Source organism: Massilia sp. PAMC28688, from assembly GCF_019443445.1.
Classification (GTDB): domain Bacteria; phylum Pseudomonadota; class Gammaproteobacteria; order Burkholderiales; family Burkholderiaceae_D; genus Telluria_A.
The window spans coordinates 2,763,694-2,782,816 of sequence record NZ_CP080378.1; the positions used below are offsets into that span (position 1 = coordinate 2,763,694).

Here is a 19,123-nt window from a genome sequence, read left to right on the forward strand (position 1 = left end):
AAACATGAATCTATTTTTTGAAGAGTCCGGCGATTTCAAGGTCGGCAGTGTCCTGTCCCAGGCCGGCGAGGCTTACCAGGTCGAGATGCCAAGCGGCAAACGCACCAAGGTCAAGGTCAAGGACGTGCTGGTGCAGTACGACAAGCCAGCCCCCCAGGAATTGCTGGACGCGGCTAAGGCGATCGCCGCCGATGTCGACTTTGAATTCCTGTGGGAAGTGGCGGGCCAGGAAGAATTCGGCTTTGCCGAGCTGGGGGCCGAGTATTTCGGCCACCCGCCGCAGCCGGCGGAAGCGGCCGGGCTGATCCTGGCGCTGCATGGCGCGCCGATCTATTTCTACAAGAAAGGCCGGGGGCGCTACAAGGCCGCGCCGGAAGCGTCGCTGCGCGCCGCCCAGGCCGGCATTGAAAAGAAGAAGCAGCAAGCCCTGATCCAGGATGCGTATGTGGAAGAGCTCAAGGCCAATACCTTGCCCGCCGCCATGCGTCCCATGGTCCAGCAGCTGCTGTTCAAGCCGGACAAGAATACCATCGAGTACAAGGCACTCGATGCTGCCTGCAATGAATTGCACACCACGCCCCAGCGCCTGATGCTGGCCGCCGGCGGCATGGCGTCGCCGCGCGAACTGCACATGGCACGCTTCCTGTTTGAACACTTTCCCCGCGGCGCAGGTTTCGGCGCCATGCCGGTGCCGCCCACGCCGTCGGGCCTGCCGCTGGCCGACGTGGCCGCGTTCTCGATTGACGACGTGACCACCACCGAGATCGACGACGCGTTTTCCGTCGTCCATCTGGCAGATGGCAGCGTGCGCGTGGGCATCCACATTGCCGCGCCGGCCCTGGGCATCAGGCCGGACGACGCCATCGACAAGATCGCGCGCAGCCGCATGTCCACTGTCTATATGCCGGGCGACAAGATCACCATGCTGCCGGACGAAGTGGTCAATGCCTTTACCCTGGCCGAAGGCAAGACCTGCCCGGCGGTGAGCCTGTATGCCACGCTCGACCCGGCCGACTGGCGTGTGAAGTCGACCGTCACGCGCGCCGAGATGGTGCCCATCAAGACCAACCTGCGCCACAACGACCTGGACGACCTGGTCAATGAAGAAACGCTGGCCAGCGGCGCCGGCGACTATGCCCACAAGGACGAGATGGGCTTGCTGTGGCGCTGGGCCCTGCACCTGGAAGCGGGGCGCATGCAAAAGCGCGAAGCCTTCGGCTTGAAACCGGAACAGAATAACCGCGTCGACTTCAACTTTTATGTGGAAGACGACGTGGTGTCGGTGGTGCGGCGCAAGCGCGGCGCCCCGCTGGACAAGATCGTGGCCGAGCTCATGATCTTCGCCAACAGCACTTGGGGCAAGCTCATGCATGATTCGGGCGTGCCGGGCATTTATCGCTCGCAAGGGGCGGGCAGCGGTGCCGGCTGGGCTGCCAAGATGCAGGTGCGCATGGTCACCCATGCCGCGCCACACCAGGGTCTGGGCGTGGATCAGTATGCGTGGAGCACCTCGCCCCTGCGCCGGTATACCGACCTGGTCAACCAGTGGCAGATCCTGGCCTGCGCCGAGCACGGGGTGACGGCGCCCCTGGTGGCGCCTTTCAAACCGCGCGACGCCACCTTGTTTTCGATCGTGTCGGCGTTCGATGCGGCCTACGCCGCCTACAACGACCACCAGCAAAACATGGAGCGCTACTGGTGCCTGCGCTGGCTGGGCCAGGAAAACAAGGGCCAGGTCGACGCCGTCGTGCTCAAGGAAGAAGTGCTGCGCCTGGTGGACATTCCGCTCATCATCCGCCTGCCCGGCATGGCGCCGGTGGCGCGCGGGGCCCAGGTCAAGCTCGACATTCTGCGCTGGGATGAAGTGGAACTGACGGTCGAGGCGCGCCTGCTGGAAGTCATTGCCGAGCAGCCGGCCCAGGCCGATGCCGAACTGGACTTTGAAGAAGAGGAAGGCGCGCAAGCCGACAGCGGCGAAGCTGCAGCCCAGGAGGCGGTGGAGGCGGAAGGCAGTGTCACCATTCTTGACGGCGTGCCAACAGAAGCGGAGGCGGCCGCGCCCGAGGCCCCCCGCGCACCGGATTAGACTGTAGAATGACCATTCTTTGGTTCAACACATTCGTCCGGTGAAGTATTTCAGCCAATTCAGTCCGCTCACGATTGCCGTCACCGTTTCCGTGCTGGTGCACGCCGCGCTGCTGGCGGTGCGCTTTGCCGCACCGGAAATGTTTGTGCTCAAGCCCTCCGACCCCGGACTGGAAGTGATTCTGGTCAATGCCAAGCATGCCAAGGCGCCGATCAAGGCTGACGCCCTGGCCCAGGCCAATCTGGACGGTGGCGGCCAGGCCGATGCCGGCCGCTCGCGCTCGCCCCTGCCTGACATGAAGCGCATGGAGATGGGCGAGAGCGTCAAGGCTACCCAGCGCCGCATTGCCGAGCTTGAAGAGCAGCAGCAAAACCTGCTCACGCGCAGCCGCAATTCCGCCTTTTACGCCGCCCCGGTCACGGAAAAGGACAAGCCCGATCCCACCCGCACGGGCGACGACATGATTGAGAGCAGCAAGGCCATCGCCCGCACTGCCGCCGAGATCCACCAGCGCATCGAAGATGAAAACAAGCGCCCGCGCAAGACCTTCATCACGCCCAGCACGCGCGAGGTGGGCTACGCCCGCTATTACAAGGATATGCAGCGCAAGGTGGAAGAAGTGGGCACCCTGAACTTCCCGCAGAAAAACGGCAAGAAGATGTACGGCGAGCTGGTGGTCTACATCCCGATTTTCCAGGATGGCAGCATTTACACAAAGGAAGGCGGGGCGCGCGTGGAAAAGAGTTCCGGCAACCCGGACCTGGACAAGGCAGCGCTGGCCATCGTGCGCCGCGCCGCGCCGTTCGGGCGCTTTCCGCCCAAGATGCTCTCGTCCGACAAGGACGACCTGTGGGTCATCATCACGCGCTTTAACTTCACGCGCGAAGAAAAGCTCGAGGCGGAATTGCGGTGAGCGATCGCTATTGCGTCATCGGCCATCCCGTTGCCCACAGCAAGTCGCCCGCCATCCACGCCGACTTCGCACGGGCGACCGGGCAGGACGTGGTCTATGAGCGCTGCCTGGCGCCGCTCGATGGTTTTTCTGACACCGTGGCCGGGCTGGTGGCTGCCGGCTACAAGGGCGCCAACGTCACCGTCCCCTTCAAGCTCGAAGCCGAACAGCTGGCAGACGAGCTGAGCCCGCGCGCGCGCGCCGCCGGAGCCGTCAATACCCTGAGCTTTGTGAATGGGCGCATCGTGGGCGAGAACACCGACGGCGCCGGCCTGGTGGGCGACATCGTGCGCAACGCCGGCTTTGCCATTGCCGGCAAGCGCGTGCTGCTGCTGGGCGCGGGCGGCGCAGCGCGCGGCGCCATCCTGCCGCTGCTGGCCGAGCAGCCCGCTTCGCTCACCATTGCCAACCGCACCCTGGCCACGGCCGAGGCGCTGGCCGCCCGTTTTGCCGGCCCGGCCGCCGTGTCGGCGTGCCGCTTTGACCAGCTCGATGGCCGGTTCGACCTGGTTGTCAATGCCACCTCGGCCAGCCTGTCGGCCGACATGCCGCCCATTCCCGCCCATATTTTCGCTGATGGGACCCTGGCACTGGATATGATGTACGGAAGCCAACCCTCCCCATTCATGGCTTTTGCCCAGGGCTGCGGCGCGGCCACCCGCGACGGCCTCGGCATGCTGGTGGAGCAGGCGGCCGAAGCCTTTGCCATCTGGCGCGGGGTGCGCCCCGCCACCACCGCCTTGCTTGCGCGGCTGCGGTCGTCTTTATGAGCAAGGCCGGCAAGGGCAGCAAGTCCAGCCGCGGGCGCATCCTCACCCTGCTGGTGGTGGTGCCAACCTTGATATTCTTGCTGGTGCAGATTTATTTTCTGCTCATGGTGTGCTGGTACGCCCAGTTCAACCCGCGCCAGACCAACATGATGCGCGAGCAGCTCGCGGTGCTGCAGGCGAACAATCCGCGCGCCACCCTCAAGTACACATGGGTGCCGTACGAGCGCATCTCGATCCACCTCAAGCGCGCCGTGATCGCCTCCGAAGATGCCAATTTTGCCGAGCACGACGGGGTGGACTGGGAAGCGCTGCAAAAAGCGTATGAGAAGAACAACCGGCGCCACAAGGTGGTGGGCGGCGGCTCCACCATTACCCAGCAGCTGGCCAAGAACCTGTTCCTGTCCGGCTCGCGCAGCTACCTGCGCAAGGGGCAGGAGCTGATCATCGCGTTCATGCTTGAAACGGTGCTGACCAAGGGGCGCATCCTGGAATTGTATTTGAACGTGGTCGAGTACGGGCGGGGCGTGTTCGGCGCGGAAGCGGCCGCCAGGCACTACTTCCGCATCAGTGCCGCGCAGCTGGGTGCTGCCCAGTCGGCGCGCCTGGCCGTGATGCTGCCCAATCCGCGCTATTACGACAAGCACCGCGATACCCGCTACCTGAACCGTCGCACCAATCTGATTCTCAGCCGCATGGGAGCGTCCGATGTGCCCTGAGCCGCATCTGCTGCAGCGCCAGCGTGGCGCACTGAGTCTGTTCTGGGTGGTGGTCGGATCGGTCCTGCTGGCGGCGGGCGGCATGCTGGCCTTGATGTCCATGCGCAGCGAGCGCAACCTGTTCGCAGAAGCGGTGGCAAGCGTGCGTTCGGCCGTCGGCGGCCACGCGGTGGTGGAAGCGGCCCGGCAAAACCTGCCCGGATCGCAGCTGCGCAAGTGCATCATCAATGGCAAGACCGTCGTCTCCAACCAGGATTGTAAGGATGAAAACCCGACCAGCGAGGTCATCAGGATTCAGACCACGCGCGGGGTCGTGGCGCCCAAAGTGCCGGTGGTGGTGGAGGCGCCGCGCGGGTCCGATCCCGCGCTCGATAAATTGATCGAAAAACAGACCCAGTGATGTGAAAATGCCGATTCGGGGTGGTGGCTCCAGGGGCTAACGGGTACACTTGCGCTAGTTTCGAATCCCGGCCGAGAAAAGCGCATGATCAACGTATTCGTCTTACAAAATGGCCGTCTCAACCAGGTTCCCATCGACAGCCGGGCGGACCTGGAAAATATCGCCCCGGTCTGGGTGGACCTGACCGACCCGACGGATGACGAGCGGGCGTGGGTCAAGACCATCTACGGCGTGATCTTGCCTGGCGAAGACGAAGTCAAGGATATCGAAGCGTCGGCCCGCTACTACGAAGCGGAAAACGGCGACCTGCATTTGCGCACCGACTTTTTGCTGGAAGAAGATGACGGGCCATCGCGGGTGGTGACGGTGGCGTTCATCCTGGCGCGCAAGATGCTGTTCTCGGTGCACACCGACGACCTGCCCGTGTTCCGGCTGGTGCGCATGCGCGCGCGCTCGCGGCCGGGCTCAATTGCCGACTACATGGACGTGCTGCTTGATTTGTACGCCACGGACGCCGAGTATTCGGCCGACGCCCTGGAAGGCATCTACCAGCACCTGGAAGACGTCAGCCGCAGCGTGCTGCAGAAAGAATTTACTGACCAGGACGCGGCCGAGGCGCTCAATGCGATCGCGCGCGAGGAAGACTTGAACGGGCGGATCCGGCGCAACATGATGGATACGCGGCGCGCGGTGAGTTTTTTGATGCGCGGGCGGCTGCTCAATGCCGAACAGTTTGAAGAAGCGCGCCAGATCCTGCGCGACATCGAATCGCTGGATGGCCACACCTCTTTCCTGTTCGACAAGATCAACTTCCTGATGGATGCCACGGTCGGCTTCATCAACATTAACCAGAACAAGATCATCAAGATGTTCTCGGTGGCCTCGGTCGCCTTCCTGCCGCCGACCCTGATTGCAAGCTGGTACGGCATGAACTTCAAGCTCATGCCCGAGCTGGACTGGAGCTTCGGCTACCCGTTCGCCCTGCTGCTGATGGTCACCTCTGCCATCGCCCCGTTCTGGTACTTCCGCCGCCGCGGCTGGCTGCGATAACCCTGGCGTATCCTCAATCAATTTCCTCCCACCAGGGTCAGACCACTTAAACCCGCCTTTTGCAACATTGCCCGCTCGCCAAGGCTTTATTTCCTAAATTCAGGGTCAGACCACTTAAAAGCGGTTTTTGCAACTTTTCTTTGGCGCTACGCGATTGTTGCGGGTTTCAGAGGGCGTCTTTCTCCGAGGCGATCGCTTGCGTTGTCGCCCGCAATAATCCCGCGCTCATTGATGCGGAATCGGAAAGTTGAAGACACGCAGAAAAACAAAAATCGTATGGTGTTCTCTTGAACAATTGATTTTGACCCGTTTAAGTGGTCTGACCCCGAAGTGGGTATGGCGAAGGGAAACTGCTGGGATTGGTTACCAGCATATTCTTGGGGCCCCGGTGGGGGGAAATTGCGGCGGATTTTGACGGGGCAAATGATTTTGCCGCGTTTAAGTGGTCTGACCCCGGGGCTGGGTGGGCAGCGCCGGGGCAGGGGAGGGCAATAATAATGGCTGTTCGTTATGACGCGCGGGGCGCTTGCGTTGAACTTTCGTTAAGCGAGGCGGGCAAACACGCGGCGCGCCGCCGCCACCGTTTCGTTGATGACGTCGTCATCGTGCTGGGCCGAGACGAAGCCCGCTTCAAAGGCGGCCGGCGCAAAATACACGCCTTCCTCGAGCATGCCGTGGAAGAAGGCGTTGAAGCGGACCTTGTCGCCCGCCATCATGTCGGCATAGCTGGTCGGCACGTCCTCGCTGAAGTAGATGCCGAACATGCCGCCCACCGCATCGGCGCAGAAGGTGATCCCTGCCTCCTTGGCCGCGGCACTCAGGCCCTTGGCCAGTTTGGCAGCCTGGGCCGACAGCCGCGTGTAAAAGCCCGGCTCCTGGATCAGGCGCAGCGTCGTCATGCCCGCCGCCACCGCCACCGGATTGCCCGACAGCGTGCCAGCCTGGTACACGGCGCCGATCGGTGCCATGTTCTGCATCAGCTCGGCCCGGCCGCCAAACGCGGCCACCGGCATGCCCCCGCCGATGACTTTGCCCAGCGCCGTCAGGTCCGGCACGATGTCGTACAGTTCCTGTGCCCCGCCCAGACCCACCCGGAAGCCGCACATGACTTCGTCGAAAATGAGCACGGCGCCGTGGCGCGTGCACAGTTCGCGCATGGCGCGCAAAAATTCCGGCGTGGCCTTGATCAGGTTCATATTGCCGGCAACCGGCTCGACAATGACGCAGGCAATGGTGTCGCCCATCGATGCAAACGCGTCCTCCAGCTGGGCGACATTGTTGTAGTCCAGTACCAGGGTGTGCTTCACGAAGTCTTCCGGCACGCCGGCCGAGGTCGGGTTGCCGAAGGTGAGCAGGCCGCTGCCGGCCTTGACCAGCAGTGAATCGGCATGCCCGTGGTAGCACCCTTCAAACTTGATGATCTTGTCGCGCCCGGTGGCGCCGCGCGCCAGGCGCAGGGCGCTCATGGTCGCCTCGGTGCCGGACGACACCAGCCGCACCTGTTCGATGGAGGGCATCAGGCGGCAGATTTCTTCGGCCATCAGGATTTCGCCTTCAGTCGGCGCGCCGAACGAGAGCCCCCGGGCCGCTGCTTCCTGCACCGCCTTGACCACTTCCGGATGGGCGTGGCCGACAATGGCCGGGCCCCACGAGCCGATGTAGTCAATATAGCGCTTGCCGTCGGCATCCCAGAAGTACGGCCCTTCGGCGCGCGTGATGAAGCGCGGCGTGCCGCCCACCGATTTGAAGGCGCGCACCGGCGAATTGACGCCGCCCGGGGTGGTTTTCTGGGCGCGCGCGAACAGCGTGTCGTTGTGCGAAGTATCTGGGATGGTCATGGCGTGGTTCCGTGAAAAGTGGATGCAAATAATTTGTTGGGGATCAGCTTGCCCATGCCGAAGCGCTGGGCGTGCAGCAGCGCCGAGGCCACGTACTCCTGGGCCCGCTCGGCCGCGTCGCGCGCCTCCAGTCCGTGCGCCATGAGCGCGGCCAGCGCCGCCGACATGGTGCTGCCGGCCCCCACAAACGGGCCAGGCAGGTGGCGCCAGTGGAACCTGGCCAGCTCGCCTTCCTCGCCGTACAGTGTATTGGAGCGTACCGCATCGGGGCCGCTGCCGCTTGAGCCGGTGCAGGTGACCAGCACCTGGGCACAGCCCGAGCCGGTCAGTTCGGCCACGTCCTCGAGCAGCTGCTCGCCCCCGCCCTCGCGCCAGGTTTCGGCCATGCGCGCCAGTTCCACTTGCGAGAGCAGAAAGATGGTTGCCTGCGGCACCAGGATTTGGCGAATCGCCCCCAGCATGTCGTCATCCATGAGCCCCGAGTCCGGCAAGCTGGACAGGAATGGATCGAGGATCAGGGGCACCTCGGGATAGTCGGAAATGATCTCGGCAATGGCGGAGGCTTGCTCGATGCTGGTTAAAGCGCCGACCTTGAATGCCGATACCGCCATATCTTCCAGCAACAGGCGGGCCTGGTCGACCATCCAGTCGGCATCGATCTCGTAGCTGTCTTCCACGCGCGCGCTGTCGGCAATGAGCAGGCCGGTGGTGACCGACAGGCCATGGCAGCCGAGCGCGCCAAAGGCGGCAAGGTCGGCCTGAATGCCGGTCGCGCCGACCGGATCAGACACGCCGAAGGTCAGGACGAGGGGAGAGGTTTGGTTTTGCACGGTGGGTAGATTAAGATACCTGATTCCCCATTTTACTAGATAGAAGGAACGACAACGTGAGTAGTACTGAAACCGGCGCCGCAGCAGCGGTACCTTTCCAGACCTGGATGTGCCTGATCTGCGGCTGGGTGTATGAAGAAGCGGCCGGCTTGCCCGAGGAAGGCATCGCCCCGGGCACGCGCTGGGCCGATGTGCCCATGAACTGGACCTGCCCGGAATGCGGGGCGCGCAAGGAAGACTTTGAGATGACAGTTATCTAATTGGAACGCGGCAAAATCACCACACAGGAAAGTTGAACTAATGCAACGATTATGGCACAAGAGGCTTGCCCTATGGTATCGTTCACTTTCCCGCCGAGTAAACAGAATATGACAATGACGCCGCAACCGACAGTCTTGAAAATTATGGTGATCGACGATAGCAGCACCATCCGCCGCTCCGCTGAGATTTTTCTCACGCAGGCAGGCTACCAGGTGGTCCTGGCCGATGACGGCTTCGACGCACTGGCCAAGATCAACGACCACCATCCGGCCCTGGTGTTTTGCGACATCCTGATGCCGCGCCTGGATGGCTATCAGACCTGCGCCCTGATCAAGAAGAGTGCGAAGTTCCACGCCACCCCGGTGGTGATGCTCTCTTCCAAGGACGGTTTGTTTGACCGCGCGCGCGGCGCCATGGTCGGTTCCTCGGCCTATCTGACCAAGCCTTTTAGTAAAGACAGCCTGCTCGCTGCCGTGCGCGAGCACACAGCTGAAGCAGCACCCAAATAATTACACTGGAGAGCCACGTGGCCATTACCAAAATCCTGATCGTCGACGACTCCCCTACCGAGCGTTACTACCTGACCGACATCCTGGTCAAGAACGGCTTTACCGTCACCACCGCCGAAAATGGCGAAGAAGCGTTTACGAAAATCAAGGCTGAAAAGCCGCACCTGATCCTGATGGATGTGGTCATGCCGGGCGCCAATGGCTTCCAGGTGACGCGCGCCATTGCCAAGGATCCGGAACTGGCGGACGTGCCCATCATCATTTGCAGCAGCAAGAACCAGGAAACGGACCGCGTCTGGGGCCTGCGCCAGGGCGCGCGCGACTACCTGGTCAAGCCGGTCGATCCTGAACTGCTGCTGGCGAAAATCGCCGCCCTGAACGTCTGACGCCATGAGTGCCGCCGTCATGACTGCGCCAGAGACGCCCGTTCAGTCCGAAGGGGCTAACCGTCGGACCCGTTTGCGCCAGTACCAGGTGCAGCTGCTCGAACGCATGCAGGCGGCGCGCAACAACGCCGGCGCCCGCGTCAACCAGCTTGGCGTGATGATCGGCCAGGAGCGCTTCCTGCTCGACCTGACCCAGGTCGGCGAGATCGTGCCGGTGCCTGCCATGACGGAGGTGCCCCTGACCCAGCCCTGGTATCTCGGGCTGGCCAATGTGCGCGGCAACTTGATCAGTGTCATCGATCTGGCGCGCTATTACCAGCAGTCCGATACCGCCATCGGTTCGGACAGCCGGATCATTACGTTTGCCTCGGGCCTCGGTTTCAACTGCGGCCTGGTGGTAGCGCGCGTGTATGGCCTGCGTCACGCAGGCAGCATGGAAACTTCAGGCGACCGGCTGCGCGATGCCGACGCCAACGAATGGACGCCGCTCGACCTGGCTGCGCTCGTTAGCGACACAAGGTTTTTGCACATCGGATTTTAAGCCACGCTGAAGTGGCCGTATCTACACCTACGGGATTGGGAGCTGTAATGGGATTTGCTTGGAAAATGGGGACGACCCCTAAGGGCGGTGACGACAACGTGGGCGTGCTGGCTGCCCCGGACACCGAATTTGGACCGGAACTGAGCGGCGAGCAGCCCTCGCCCGTCATGGAAGAGGCAGCCGCCTCGCACGCCGAGGCCGACCCGGTCGCCGCCGGCGGCGATGCGGCGCCGGCGAGCGGCACCAGCCGCTTTGGCTTTGGCCGCGCCGCCCCGCAGGACAGCCCGGCGGCCGACGCCCCGGTCGTCGCTGACGACAGCAACGATCTGGTGCTGCCGTTCATCGGCCACCTGTCGCTGCCGCGCCAGCTGCGCATCCTGTTCTACACCTTCGGCGCCAGCGTCGTGGTGACGGTGGCCGCCCTGTGGGCCAACGCCGCCGACAGCGCCACCTCGTCCGACCAGACCCAGATTGCATCGGACGCGCTGATGCACTCGCAGCGTATCGGTAAGGCGGCGCCGAATGCGATTCAGGGTAACGCCGAAGCGTTTGCCCAGCTCGAAGAGTCGCGCAAGATGCTCAACGCCGACCTGGCCCTGTTGACCAAGGGCGGCGTGTTTGCCGGCGCCACCATTCCAAGCGCGCCGTCGAGCATGAAGAAGATGCTGGCCGAGGCGAGCACCAAGTGGAAGAGCTCGGACAATGCCGCCAACACCATTATCAGCACCAAGGCTGAACTGATCGGCTTTGAAAAGACCCTGCGCCAGCTCGATACGCTGTCGCCGGAACTGCTGGCCATGACGGAAGAATTCCTCAACCAGAAAGTGCAAAAGGGCGCCACGCCGCGCGAGCTGGCCGCCATCGGCCGCCTGACCATGCTGACCCAGCGCCTGTCGCGCAGCGCCAGTGAATTTCTGACCTCCGGTGGTATCCGCGCCGAGACCGCATTCCAGCTGGGCCTGGACACCACCACCTTCCGTACCACCATCCAGGGCTTCCTGAACGGTAACGAGACGATGCAGCTCAGCGCCGTGCGCGACGCCGAGCAGCGCGCCTTGCTGGTTGAAATTAACAACCGCTTCGACACTTACCACAAGCTGGTATCGGGCGTGCTGGCCAACCTGCCGAAATTTACGGCGGCAAAGGGCGCTGAACTGTCGATCTTTTACGAGAACGAGGAAGTCAAGAAGCTGCTCACCAAGGTTCAGTCGACGTTCCGCGAACAGCAGGACTCGGCCAGTATCTGGTTCTACCTGATGGTTGCCGCCGCTGCCTTTACCGCGCTGATCGCCTTCTTCATCGGTAAGATCATGCTGCAAGACTCCCGTACCCGTGCCCGCGCTGCTGAAGTTCGCCGCCAGGAAGCAGATGCGATGCGCCAGCTGGCGCAGGCCAAGGAAGAGGAAGCGAAAGCCACCAACGACCAGAACCAGGCCGCTATTTTGCGCCTGATGAACGAACTGCAGGAAGTGGCGGACGGTGACTTGACGGTGCACGCAACGGTGTCCGAAGACATCACCGGCGCGATCGCCGACTCGGTGAACTACACGGTGGAAGAGCTGCGCGGCCTGGTGGAGCGCGTGACCAACACGGCCGAGCAGGTGACGTCGGCATCGTCCAACGCACAGGCCATTTCCAGCGACCTGCTGGTGGCAACCGAACAGCAGTCGCGTGAAATCCAGGATGCGTCTGAGACGGTTCTGAAGATGGCCAGCGAAATTACCGATGTATCGAAGTCGGCCAACGAATCAGCAGACGTGGCACGCCAGTCGGTGGCGGCGGCGCACCAGGGTTCGACCGCGGTGGAAAACGCGATCAAGGGCATGCACGAAATTCGTGAGCAGATTCAGGAAACGTCCAAGCGCATCAAGCGCCTGGGTGAATCGTCCCAGGAGATTGGCGAGATCACCGAGCTGATTTCGGACATTACCGAGCAGACCAACGTACTGGCACTGAACGCTGCTATTCAGGCAGCATCGGCCGGTGAAGCAGGCCGCGGCTTCTCCGTGGTTGCGGAAGAGGTGCAGCGCCTGGCGGAACGTTCAGCCGGCGCGGCAAAGCAGATCGGTGCACTGGTGCGTACCATTCAGACCGACACCCACGACGCGGTGGCCGCTATGGAAAAGTCCACGCAGGGTGTGGTTGAGGGTGCAAAACTGTCTGACGCGGCAGGTGCCGCACTGTCCGACATTTCGCGCGTATCGAACCGCCTGGCGGAACTGATTCAGGGCATTTCGTTTGCAACGGAGCTGCAGGCAACGTCGGCTAACGGCGTGGCCCACAACATTCAGCACATTCTGTCGGTTACCGAAAGCACCCAGGACGGCACGCAGCAAACCGCGAATTCGATTCGCCAGCTGTCGGTCCTGGCCCAGGAACTGAAGAACTCCGTGTCGCGATTCCGCGTAGTGGCATAAGGCCAGGCCGATCATTAGCAAGGTACTTTCATGACAGACTTTTCGCAAGCGCCCCAATTTGACACTGGGCCGCTCGGCTGGGTCATGGGCGAAATCCGCGAGGCGTTCGGCAAGTCCGGCGCCGCGCTGAATGATGCAACGGCCCTGACCGACGATGCCCAGGCAGATTCACTCAAGCATGCGAAGGCATATCTGCACCAGGCCCACGGGGCCCTGCAGATGGTTGACGTCGACGGTGTCGGCGTCATGACCGAGGTGGCCGAGCAGGCGCTGGACCGCTTCCGCGACCAGCAGCTGCCGTGCACGCGTGAGCATGCCCAGGCGGTGACGGCGCTGTACCAGGCCGTGATCGAATACCTGGAAGAGCTGCTCTCGGGCGCGCCGCAGCAGCCGGCCCGTCTGTTCCCGTATTACCGCGATGTGCAGGAAAAGCTGGCGGCCGCCCGGATTCATCCGGCCGACCTGTTTTTTCCTGACCTGTCGCTGGTCGCCGTGCTGCCCCAGCACGCTGCGGCTGCCACCGTTCCCGACTATGCGGGCTGCCGCGCGCGCTTTGAAAAGGCGCTGCTGCCCTATCTGAAGAGTACTGATGCCGCCTCCCAGCAGGCCGCCGCCGGTGCCATGCAGGAAGCCATTGCCAGCATCGCCGCCGCGCAGAAGGAGCCTGCGGGCCGCACCTTCTGGGTTGCCATGCAGAGTTTTGCTGAACTGGTCGCGCGCGGCCAGCTGGACAGCACCCTGTACGCCAAGCAGCTTTTCGGCCAGGTCAACCTGCAGATCCGCCGCCTGTCGCAAGGCGAAGGCAGCCTGCCGGAAGCGATGATGCGCGACGCGCTGTTTTTCATCGCCGCCGCCAAGGACCCGTCGCCAACGGCCAAGGCACTGCGCCATGCCTATCGCCTGGAAGGCGTGATCCCGGCCGACTATGAAGCCAAGCGCTACGGCCGCATCGATCCGGAAGCGCTCAAGGACGCCAAGGAAGCGCTGGCCCGTGCCACCGTCACCTGGGACAAGCTTTCGGCCGAAGCCGATCCGGCCCTGGAAGCGGAATTTGAAGAAGCGCTGGCAGTCATTTCCGCCGCCAGCCAAAAGCTGGGCGCACCGGCCCTGATCCGCCTGGCCGGTGAACTGGTCAGCGCCACCACCGGTTCGCTGGCCGTTGGCCGCACCCACCAGTTCACGCTGGAGATGGCCACCGCCATGCTGTTTGTCGAGCATGGCCTGGACCAGATCCGCCAGCTGCCCGAAGACTTTGACGCGCACGCCGAAGTGGTGGGCCAGCGTCTGCTGGCGCTGGCCGCCGGCGACATGCCGCCGGACGCGCCGCAGTGGCAGGGCGACCTGTCGCGCCAGATCCAGCAGGAGCAGACTGTCTCGGTGCTGGCCGCGGAAATGAAAAACGGCCTGCGCCAGGTTGAAAAGGTGCTGGACGACTATTACGCCGACAGCGGCAAGCGCACCACGCTGGCCCAGATCGACCCGGTGCTGCACCAGCTGCATGGCGCCGTGGCCATCCTGGACCAGGAAGACGCCATGCGCGCCGCCCAGCACGTGCGCGAAGCCGTACGCGCGCTGGCCGGCACCGAGGGCAACCCGGAGCAGGAAAAAGCATCGCTGCAGAACATCGCCCAGAACATTGGCGCGCTGGGCTTTTTCGTTGACATGCTGGCCAAGAATTTCGAGGCCGCCAAGGACCGCTTCACGTTCGACCGTGAAGAAGGCATGCTGCGCGAAGTCCCATTTGAAAAGCCTTCGGGCGAAACCCAGTTCGAAGCCGAACCGGTCATCCTGGAGATTGCCGAACCTGCCGTCCCGGCGCCTGCCGTGCCAGTGCCGGCAACCGAGCCGGCCGCGCCAGTGAGCGAAGCGGCAGCACCGGTGGAGGCTGCGCCTGCTGCACCGGCGCCAGCGCTGACGTCAGCACCTGCGCCGGCACCGGCCATGACTGCTCCGCCGATGCCGGTGGAAGGCGAAGTCGAAGCCGAACTGCTCGAAATCTTCATCATGGAAGCGCAGGAAGTGCTGGAGCTGGTCACCGCCACGCTGCCAAAACTCAAGGCGCAGCCGGCAAACCAGGAAACCATCACGGTGGTGCGCCGTGCTTTCCACACCCTCAAGGGCAGTGGACGCATGGTGGGCCTGAATAACTTCGGCGAAGGCGCAGCCCTGGTCGAAAAAGTCATGAACCTGTGGCTGTCGGAAGGGCGCGAAGCCAACGCCGACCTGCTGTCCATGCTGGACTGGGCCGCGGTCGACATGACTGCATGGGTTGACGAACTGGCCGGCACCGGCAGTTCCGCCCGCAGCAGCGAAGCTCTGGTTGCGGCATGCACCCGCATGCTCGAAGGCAGCACGTTCACCATGGAAGCGGTGGCAACGCCTGCTCCCGCGGCCGAAGCGCCTGCTGCCCATGCGCCGGTCGTGGAAGCGCCGGTTGCCGAAGCAGCTGCGCCGGAATTGGCCGTGGTGGATGCCCCGGTATTCGACATTCCTGCCATCGACATGCTGCAGGCCGATGCCGATGCCGACTTCATGGTCGACGCCGCGCAGCTGCCGGTGCTGGAAGAGTCGTTCGACGCACTGCCGGTACTGGACGATCCGGCTACCGAAATCATGATGCCGGAAGACGAGGAAGAAATCGTCGCGCTGATGCCGGCCGAAGAAGACGCAGCTGCACTGCCGGAGATGATCGATGCGATTGATCTGCCGCAGTTCGCGCCCCCCGACAGCGTGGCCGAAGTAGCTGACCCGGCGCCACAGTACGAGGCAGGCGAGGCAGCCAACGACGTGGTTGAGGCGACCTTCGACGAACCTGCCGAAGAAGTCGTGGCCCAGGACGTGGCAGGGGAAGACCTGCCGGCCGGCCTTGAGCCGGAAGCGCCGGTGCCAGCTGATGAGCAGACGGAAAAGCCGGCCGAGGAAGCCATTTCTTCCGCGCCCGACAACGTCATCGAATTCCCGGGCAGCGTGCGCGCACAGCCGCCTGTGGACGACAACATCAAGCGTATCGGTTCGCTGGAAATCCCGCTGCCGCTGTATAACATCTACCTGGCCGAGACGGACGACATCGTTCGCCTGCTGACCCAGGACTTCAGCCAGTGGCGTCACGAACCCCAGCGCCTGGTCACGGCGCGCGCCCTGAAGGCTGCCCACACCCTGGGCGGCACCTCGGCAACGGTTGGCTTTACCGCCCTGTGTGAAATCGCCCACGCGCTGGAGATGGCGCTCGACACCCCGGCCCCGGTGCTGGAACCTGCGGAACGCGACCTGCTGGACGAAACCGTCGAGTGCTCGCGCCAGATGCTGCAAGGTTTTGCAGCAGGCGAAATCGCCGCGCCCAATCCCGATCTGGTGGCGCGCCTGAACGCACTGCGCGACCGCCTGGTGGAGCGCGAGTCGGCTGTCTACGTGGGCGCCGAAAGCTCGGAAATTGGCGGTGGCGATGTGCCGGAAGCGCTCGATACCCTGTTTGCGGAAACGCTCGACAGCATCAGCGCCGAAGCCCAGGCCGCCGCATCGGCAGCGGAAGCATCTTTCGATCCGGCGCCGGCAGCAGAAGAATCGTTCGCTGCAGCGCCGGAGCTGGAACAGTCTCCTGTGCTGGAGCCGGTGGCAGAACAATCTGCCTTCGACACGGCGTTCGATGAGGAGCTCGACGCGCCGCTGGCGCAGGTGGCCGAAGACACCGTGCCGGACGAGTCGGATGCCGAAGCACCGCTTGTAGAAGCAGCGGAAGCACCGGCCGACGAGCTGGTGTTTGACGAGCCGGCGAACGAAGAAATCCTGCACGCAGCACCGGTGGCCGAAGACAGCGAGATCTCGATTGAAGCGGCCGATCCGGAGCTGGACGACGGCTTTGACGATTCCCTCGACCTGGCAGCTCCGGTGGCAGAGACCATTGCGGCGCCATCGGTATTCGATTACAACGCCATCCCGACGCCGGTGGAAAGCCTGGCCGACGAAGACGACCAGCCGGAACTCGAGCCTGAACTGATTTCCGAGTCGGACGCGATGGCGGCCGAAATTGCGGCCACCAACGCCGCCGTGGCCAGCACCACCAGCGCCATTTCCGACGCCGCGGTGCAGGCAGCGGTGGCAGAAAACTTTGGCGACGACCTCGACGAAGACTTGCTGCCGGTGTTCCTGGAAGAAGCGACCGACCTGCTGCCGGAGCTGGGCGAAGGCCTGCGCAAGTGGCAGCAGAACCCGGCCGACACTCCAGTGGCCAAAGGCTTGCTGCGCATCCTGCATACCGTCAAGGGCAGTGCGCGGATGGCAGGCGCCATGCGCCTGGGCCAGCACACGCACGAGATCGAAACGCAGATCGAGAACATGGTCCACGCGGGTACGACGACGCCGGCGGCGTTCGACGAACTGATGGCTAACTATGATCATGCGATCCTGCTGTTTGAACAGCTCCAGAACCCGGTCGACGTGCCAGCCCAGGCAGCGGCCGCCGCCGGCGCAGCACCTGGCGCGGCGCCGCTCAACGTGGCAGCCGACGATGCCGGCGCATCGCAGGCGCGCACCCCGCTGGTGCGGGTCCGTGCCGACATCCTGGACCGCCTGGTGAACCAGGCAGGTGAAGTCTCGATCACCCGCTCCAAGCTGGAAAACCAGGTATCGACCCTGAAGCAGTCGCTGGGCGACTTCTCGGAAAACCTGGCCCGCCTGCGGCGCCAGCTGCGCGAAGTGGAAATGCAGGCGGAATCGCAAATCTCGTCGCGCATGTCGATTTCCAGCGAACGCGAATTCGACCCGCTCGAATTCGACCGCTTTACCCGCTTGCAGGAACTGACCCGCATGATGGCCGAAAGTGTGAACGACGTTGCGTCCTTCCACGAAAGCCTGACCCGCACGGTCGATACCGCGACCGACGACCTGACCACCCAGTCGCGCCTGACGCGTGACCTGCAGCGCGACCTGATGCGGGTGCGGATGGTGCCGTTCTCAAGCCTGTCGGAGCGTCTGTTCAAGACCGCGCGCCAGACCGCGAAAGAACTCGACAAGCGCGTCAACCTCGACATCCGCGGTGGCGGCGTCGAGATCGACCGCAGCGTTCTGGAGCAGATGGCGGGTCCCTTCGAGCACCTGCTGCGTAACTCCATCGTGCACGGCATCGAGTCGCGTGCCAAGCGTACCGCCAACGGCAAGGCCGATATCGGTGAACTGCTGGTGCAGGTCAGCCAGCAGGGTAACGAAGTGGTCATCCAGTTCAACGATGACGGCGCCGGTCTTGACCTCGACCGCATCCGTGCCAAGGCCCGTGACAATGGCTTGATCAGCGCTGATGCAGTGGTCAGCGACGCCGAAGCTGCCGACCTGATTTTCGAACCAGGCTTCTCGACGGCCGATGCGCTGACCGAACTGGCCGGCCGCGGCGTGGGCATGGACATTGTCCGCTCCGAGGCTGCCGCCCTGGGTGGACGGGTCTCGATCGTGACCGAAGCAGGCAAGGGCGCGCGCTTTACCATTCACCTGCCATTGACGCTGTCGGTCACGCAGGTGGTGCTCACCACCAGCGGCACCAAGACCTACGCCGTGCCGTCGATCCTGGTGGAGCAGGTATTGCAGGTCAAGGAGCAGCAGTTGAATGCTGCGCGCGATGCCGGCTTTATCGAGTTCCAGGGCCAGAAGGTGGCGTTGCACTTCCTGCCCAACCTGCTCGGTGATAACGATGCGCACCCGATGGTGCAGCGTTCCGGTCCGGTGCTGGTGCTCAAGCATGGCAATGATCGCCTGGCGGTGCAGGTCGATAACGTGGAAGGCAACCGCGAGGTCGTCATCAAGAACATCGGCCCGCAGCTGTCGCGCATGATCGGCATTGCCGGCGCCACGGTGCTCGGTTCGGGCGAGATCGTGCTGATCCTGAACCCGGTCGCGCTGTCGCATCATATTGACCTGCATCCGCAGCTCAAGCCTGCCGCAGCGATTGCCCATGCCGCCACCCCGGAACTGCGGGCACGCGACTTCGTGGTGATGGTGGTGGACGATTCGCTCACCGTGCGCAAGGTCACCCAGCGCCTGCTCGAGCGTGAAGGCTACCAGGTCATGCTGGCCAAGGACGGTGTGGATGCCCTTGAAAAGCTGCAGGAGACGGTGCCTGACCTGATGCTGGTCGATATCGAGATGCCGCGCATGGATGGTTTCGACTTGACGCGTAACATCCGCGGCAACGACAGCACCGCCGCGGTACCGATCATCATGATCACCTCGCGCACGGCCGACAAGCACCGCAACTATGCGCTGGACCTGGGCGTGAATGCCTACTTCGGCAAGCCGTTCCAGGAAGACATGCTGCTGGCAGCCATCAACGGCCTGCTCAACCGCGAAATGCCGGTCACGATGTAAATCGTTGAGACGCGCA

General features: G+C 63.4%; 14 protein-coding genes. 12 read left to right on the forward strand and 2 right to left on the reverse strand.

Going from position 1 to position 19,123, the window contains the following annotated elements; genetic code table 11:
- Window positions 1-4: 4 nt before the first annotated feature.
- The 6 genes from KY495_RS12415 (at window position 5) to corA (ending at window position 5,974) form a co-directional block, all read left to right on the forward strand.
- Window positions 5-2,086, forward strand: coding sequence for an RNB domain-containing ribonuclease (locus tag KY495_RS12415; protein ID WP_219879747.1), 2,082 nt, complete (start codon window positions 5-7; stop codon window positions 2,084-2,086).
- A gap of 19 nt (window positions 2,087-2,105) precedes the next feature.
- On the forward strand, window positions 2,106-2,999 hold the full coding sequence (locus tag KY495_RS12420; RefSeq protein ID WP_374040950.1) for an energy transducer TonB: 894 nt from the start codon (window positions 2,106-2,108) through the stop codon (window positions 2,997-2,999).
- Window positions 2,996-3,808, forward strand: a complete 813-nt coding sequence (aroE, locus tag KY495_RS12425) for a shikimate dehydrogenase (RefSeq protein ID WP_219879748.1) — start codon at window positions 2,996-2,998, stop codon at window positions 3,806-3,808. The genes KY495_RS12420 and aroE overlap by 4 nt, the downstream gene beginning before the upstream one ends.
- A complete protein-coding gene (gene mtgA, locus KY495_RS12430) occupies window positions 3,805-4,524 on the forward strand; it encodes a monofunctional biosynthetic peptidoglycan transglycosylase (RefSeq protein ID WP_219879749.1) in 720 nt (239 codons plus the stop codon). The genes aroE and mtgA overlap by 4 nt, the downstream gene beginning before the upstream one ends.
- Window positions 4,514-4,924 carry a hypothetical protein gene (locus KY495_RS12435; protein WP_219879750.1) on the forward strand — a complete coding sequence of 137 codons (411 nt, stop codon included), beginning with the start codon at window positions 4,514-4,516 and terminating at the stop codon, window positions 4,922-4,924. Before mtgA ends, KY495_RS12435 begins: the two co-directional genes overlap by 11 nt.
- An 84-nt stretch (window positions 4,925-5,008) precedes the next feature.
- The gene (gene corA / locus KY495_RS12440) at window positions 5,009-5,974 is read left to right on the forward strand and encodes a magnesium/cobalt transporter CorA (RefSeq protein WP_219879751.1); all 966 of its coding nucleotides are present in this window, start codon (window positions 5,009-5,011) and stop codon (window positions 5,972-5,974) included.
- Window positions 5,975-6,516: 542 nt separating this feature from the next.
- Here corA and hemL read toward each other — a convergent pair.
- Window positions 6,517-7,812 (reverse strand): glutamate-1-semialdehyde 2,1-aminomutase, encoded by a 1,296-nt coding sequence (hemL, locus tag KY495_RS12445; RefSeq protein WP_219879752.1) that lies wholly within the window; start codon window positions 7,810-7,812, stop codon window positions 6,517-6,519.
- Entirely contained in the window at window positions 7,809-8,642 is an 834-nt protein-coding gene (locus tag KY495_RS12450) for a bifunctional hydroxymethylpyrimidine kinase/phosphomethylpyrimidine kinase (protein ID WP_219879753.1), read from the reverse strand. The genes hemL and KY495_RS12450 overlap by 4 nt, the downstream gene beginning before the upstream one ends.
- Before the next feature lie 107 nt (window positions 8,643-8,749).
- Here KY495_RS12450 and KY495_RS12455 point away from each other — a divergent pair, with 107 nt between their 5' ends.
- The 6 genes from KY495_RS12455 (at window position 8,750) to KY495_RS12480 (ending at window position 19,107) form a co-directional block, all read left to right on the forward strand.
- Window positions 8,750-8,902 (forward strand): rubredoxin, encoded by a 153-nt coding sequence (locus KY495_RS12455; protein WP_219884229.1) that lies wholly within the window; start codon window positions 8,750-8,752, stop codon window positions 8,900-8,902.
- A gap of 108 nt (window positions 8,903-9,010) precedes the next feature.
- On the forward strand, window positions 9,011-9,412 hold the full coding sequence (locus KY495_RS12460) for a response regulator (protein ID WP_307728283.1): 402 nt from the start codon (window positions 9,011-9,013) through the stop codon (window positions 9,410-9,412).
- Between the two features lie 17 nt (window positions 9,413-9,429).
- Complete coding sequence (locus KY495_RS12465; RefSeq protein ID WP_307728184.1) at window positions 9,430-9,798, forward strand: response regulator; 369 nt, start codon at window positions 9,430-9,432, stop codon at window positions 9,796-9,798.
- A 19-nt stretch (window positions 9,799-9,817) separates the two neighbouring features.
- Window positions 9,818-10,339: a chemotaxis protein CheW gene (locus KY495_RS12470; protein ID WP_229518285.1), complete on the forward strand. Its 522-nt coding sequence runs from the start codon at window positions 9,818-9,820 to the stop codon at window positions 10,337-10,339.
- Between the two features lie 65 nt (window positions 10,340-10,404).
- Window positions 10,405-12,756, forward strand: a complete 2,352-nt coding sequence (locus KY495_RS12475) for a methyl-accepting chemotaxis protein (protein WP_219879756.1) — start codon at window positions 10,405-10,407, stop codon at window positions 12,754-12,756.
- Between the two features lie 30 nt (window positions 12,757-12,786).
- Window positions 12,787-19,107: an Hpt domain-containing protein gene (locus tag KY495_RS12480; RefSeq protein ID WP_219879757.1), complete on the forward strand. Its 6,321-nt coding sequence runs from the start codon at window positions 12,787-12,789 to the stop codon at window positions 19,105-19,107.
- The last annotated feature ends 16 nt before the right edge of the window (window positions 19,108-19,123 follow it).

Coding starts and splice junctions, on each gene's coding strand:
- hemL (WP_219879752.1), bottom strand. CDS start 7,812: ATGACCATCCCAGATACTTCGCACAACGACACGCTGTTCGCGCGCGCC.
- KY495_RS12415 (WP_219879747.1), top strand. CDS start 5: ATGAATCTATTTTTTGAAGAGTCCGGCGATTTCAAGGTCGGCAGTGTC.
- mtgA (WP_219879749.1), top strand. CDS start 3,805: ATGAGCAAGGCCGGCAAGGGCAGCAAGTCCAGCCGCGGGCGCATCCTC.
- KY495_RS12480 (WP_219879757.1), top strand. CDS start 12,787: ATGACAGACTTTTCGCAAGCGCCCCAATTTGACACTGGGCCGCTCGGC.
- corA (WP_219879751.1), top strand. CDS start 5,009: ATGATCAACGTATTCGTCTTACAAAATGGCCGTCTCAACCAGGTTCCC.
- KY495_RS12470 (WP_229518285.1), top strand. CDS start 9,818: ATGACTGCGCCAGAGACGCCCGTTCAGTCCGAAGGGGCTAACCGTCGG.
- KY495_RS12435 (WP_219879750.1), top strand. CDS start 4,514: ATGTGCCCTGAGCCGCATCTGCTGCAGCGCCAGCGTGGCGCACTGAGT.
- KY495_RS12455 (WP_219884229.1), top strand. CDS start 8,750: ATGTGCCTGATCTGCGGCTGGGTGTATGAAGAAGCGGCCGGCTTGCCC.
- KY495_RS12475 (WP_219879756.1), top strand. CDS start 10,405: ATGGGGACGACCCCTAAGGGCGGTGACGACAACGTGGGCGTGCTGGCT.
- KY495_RS12460 (WP_307728283.1), top strand. CDS start 9,011: ATGACAATGACGCCGCAACCGACAGTCTTGAAAATTATGGTGATCGAC.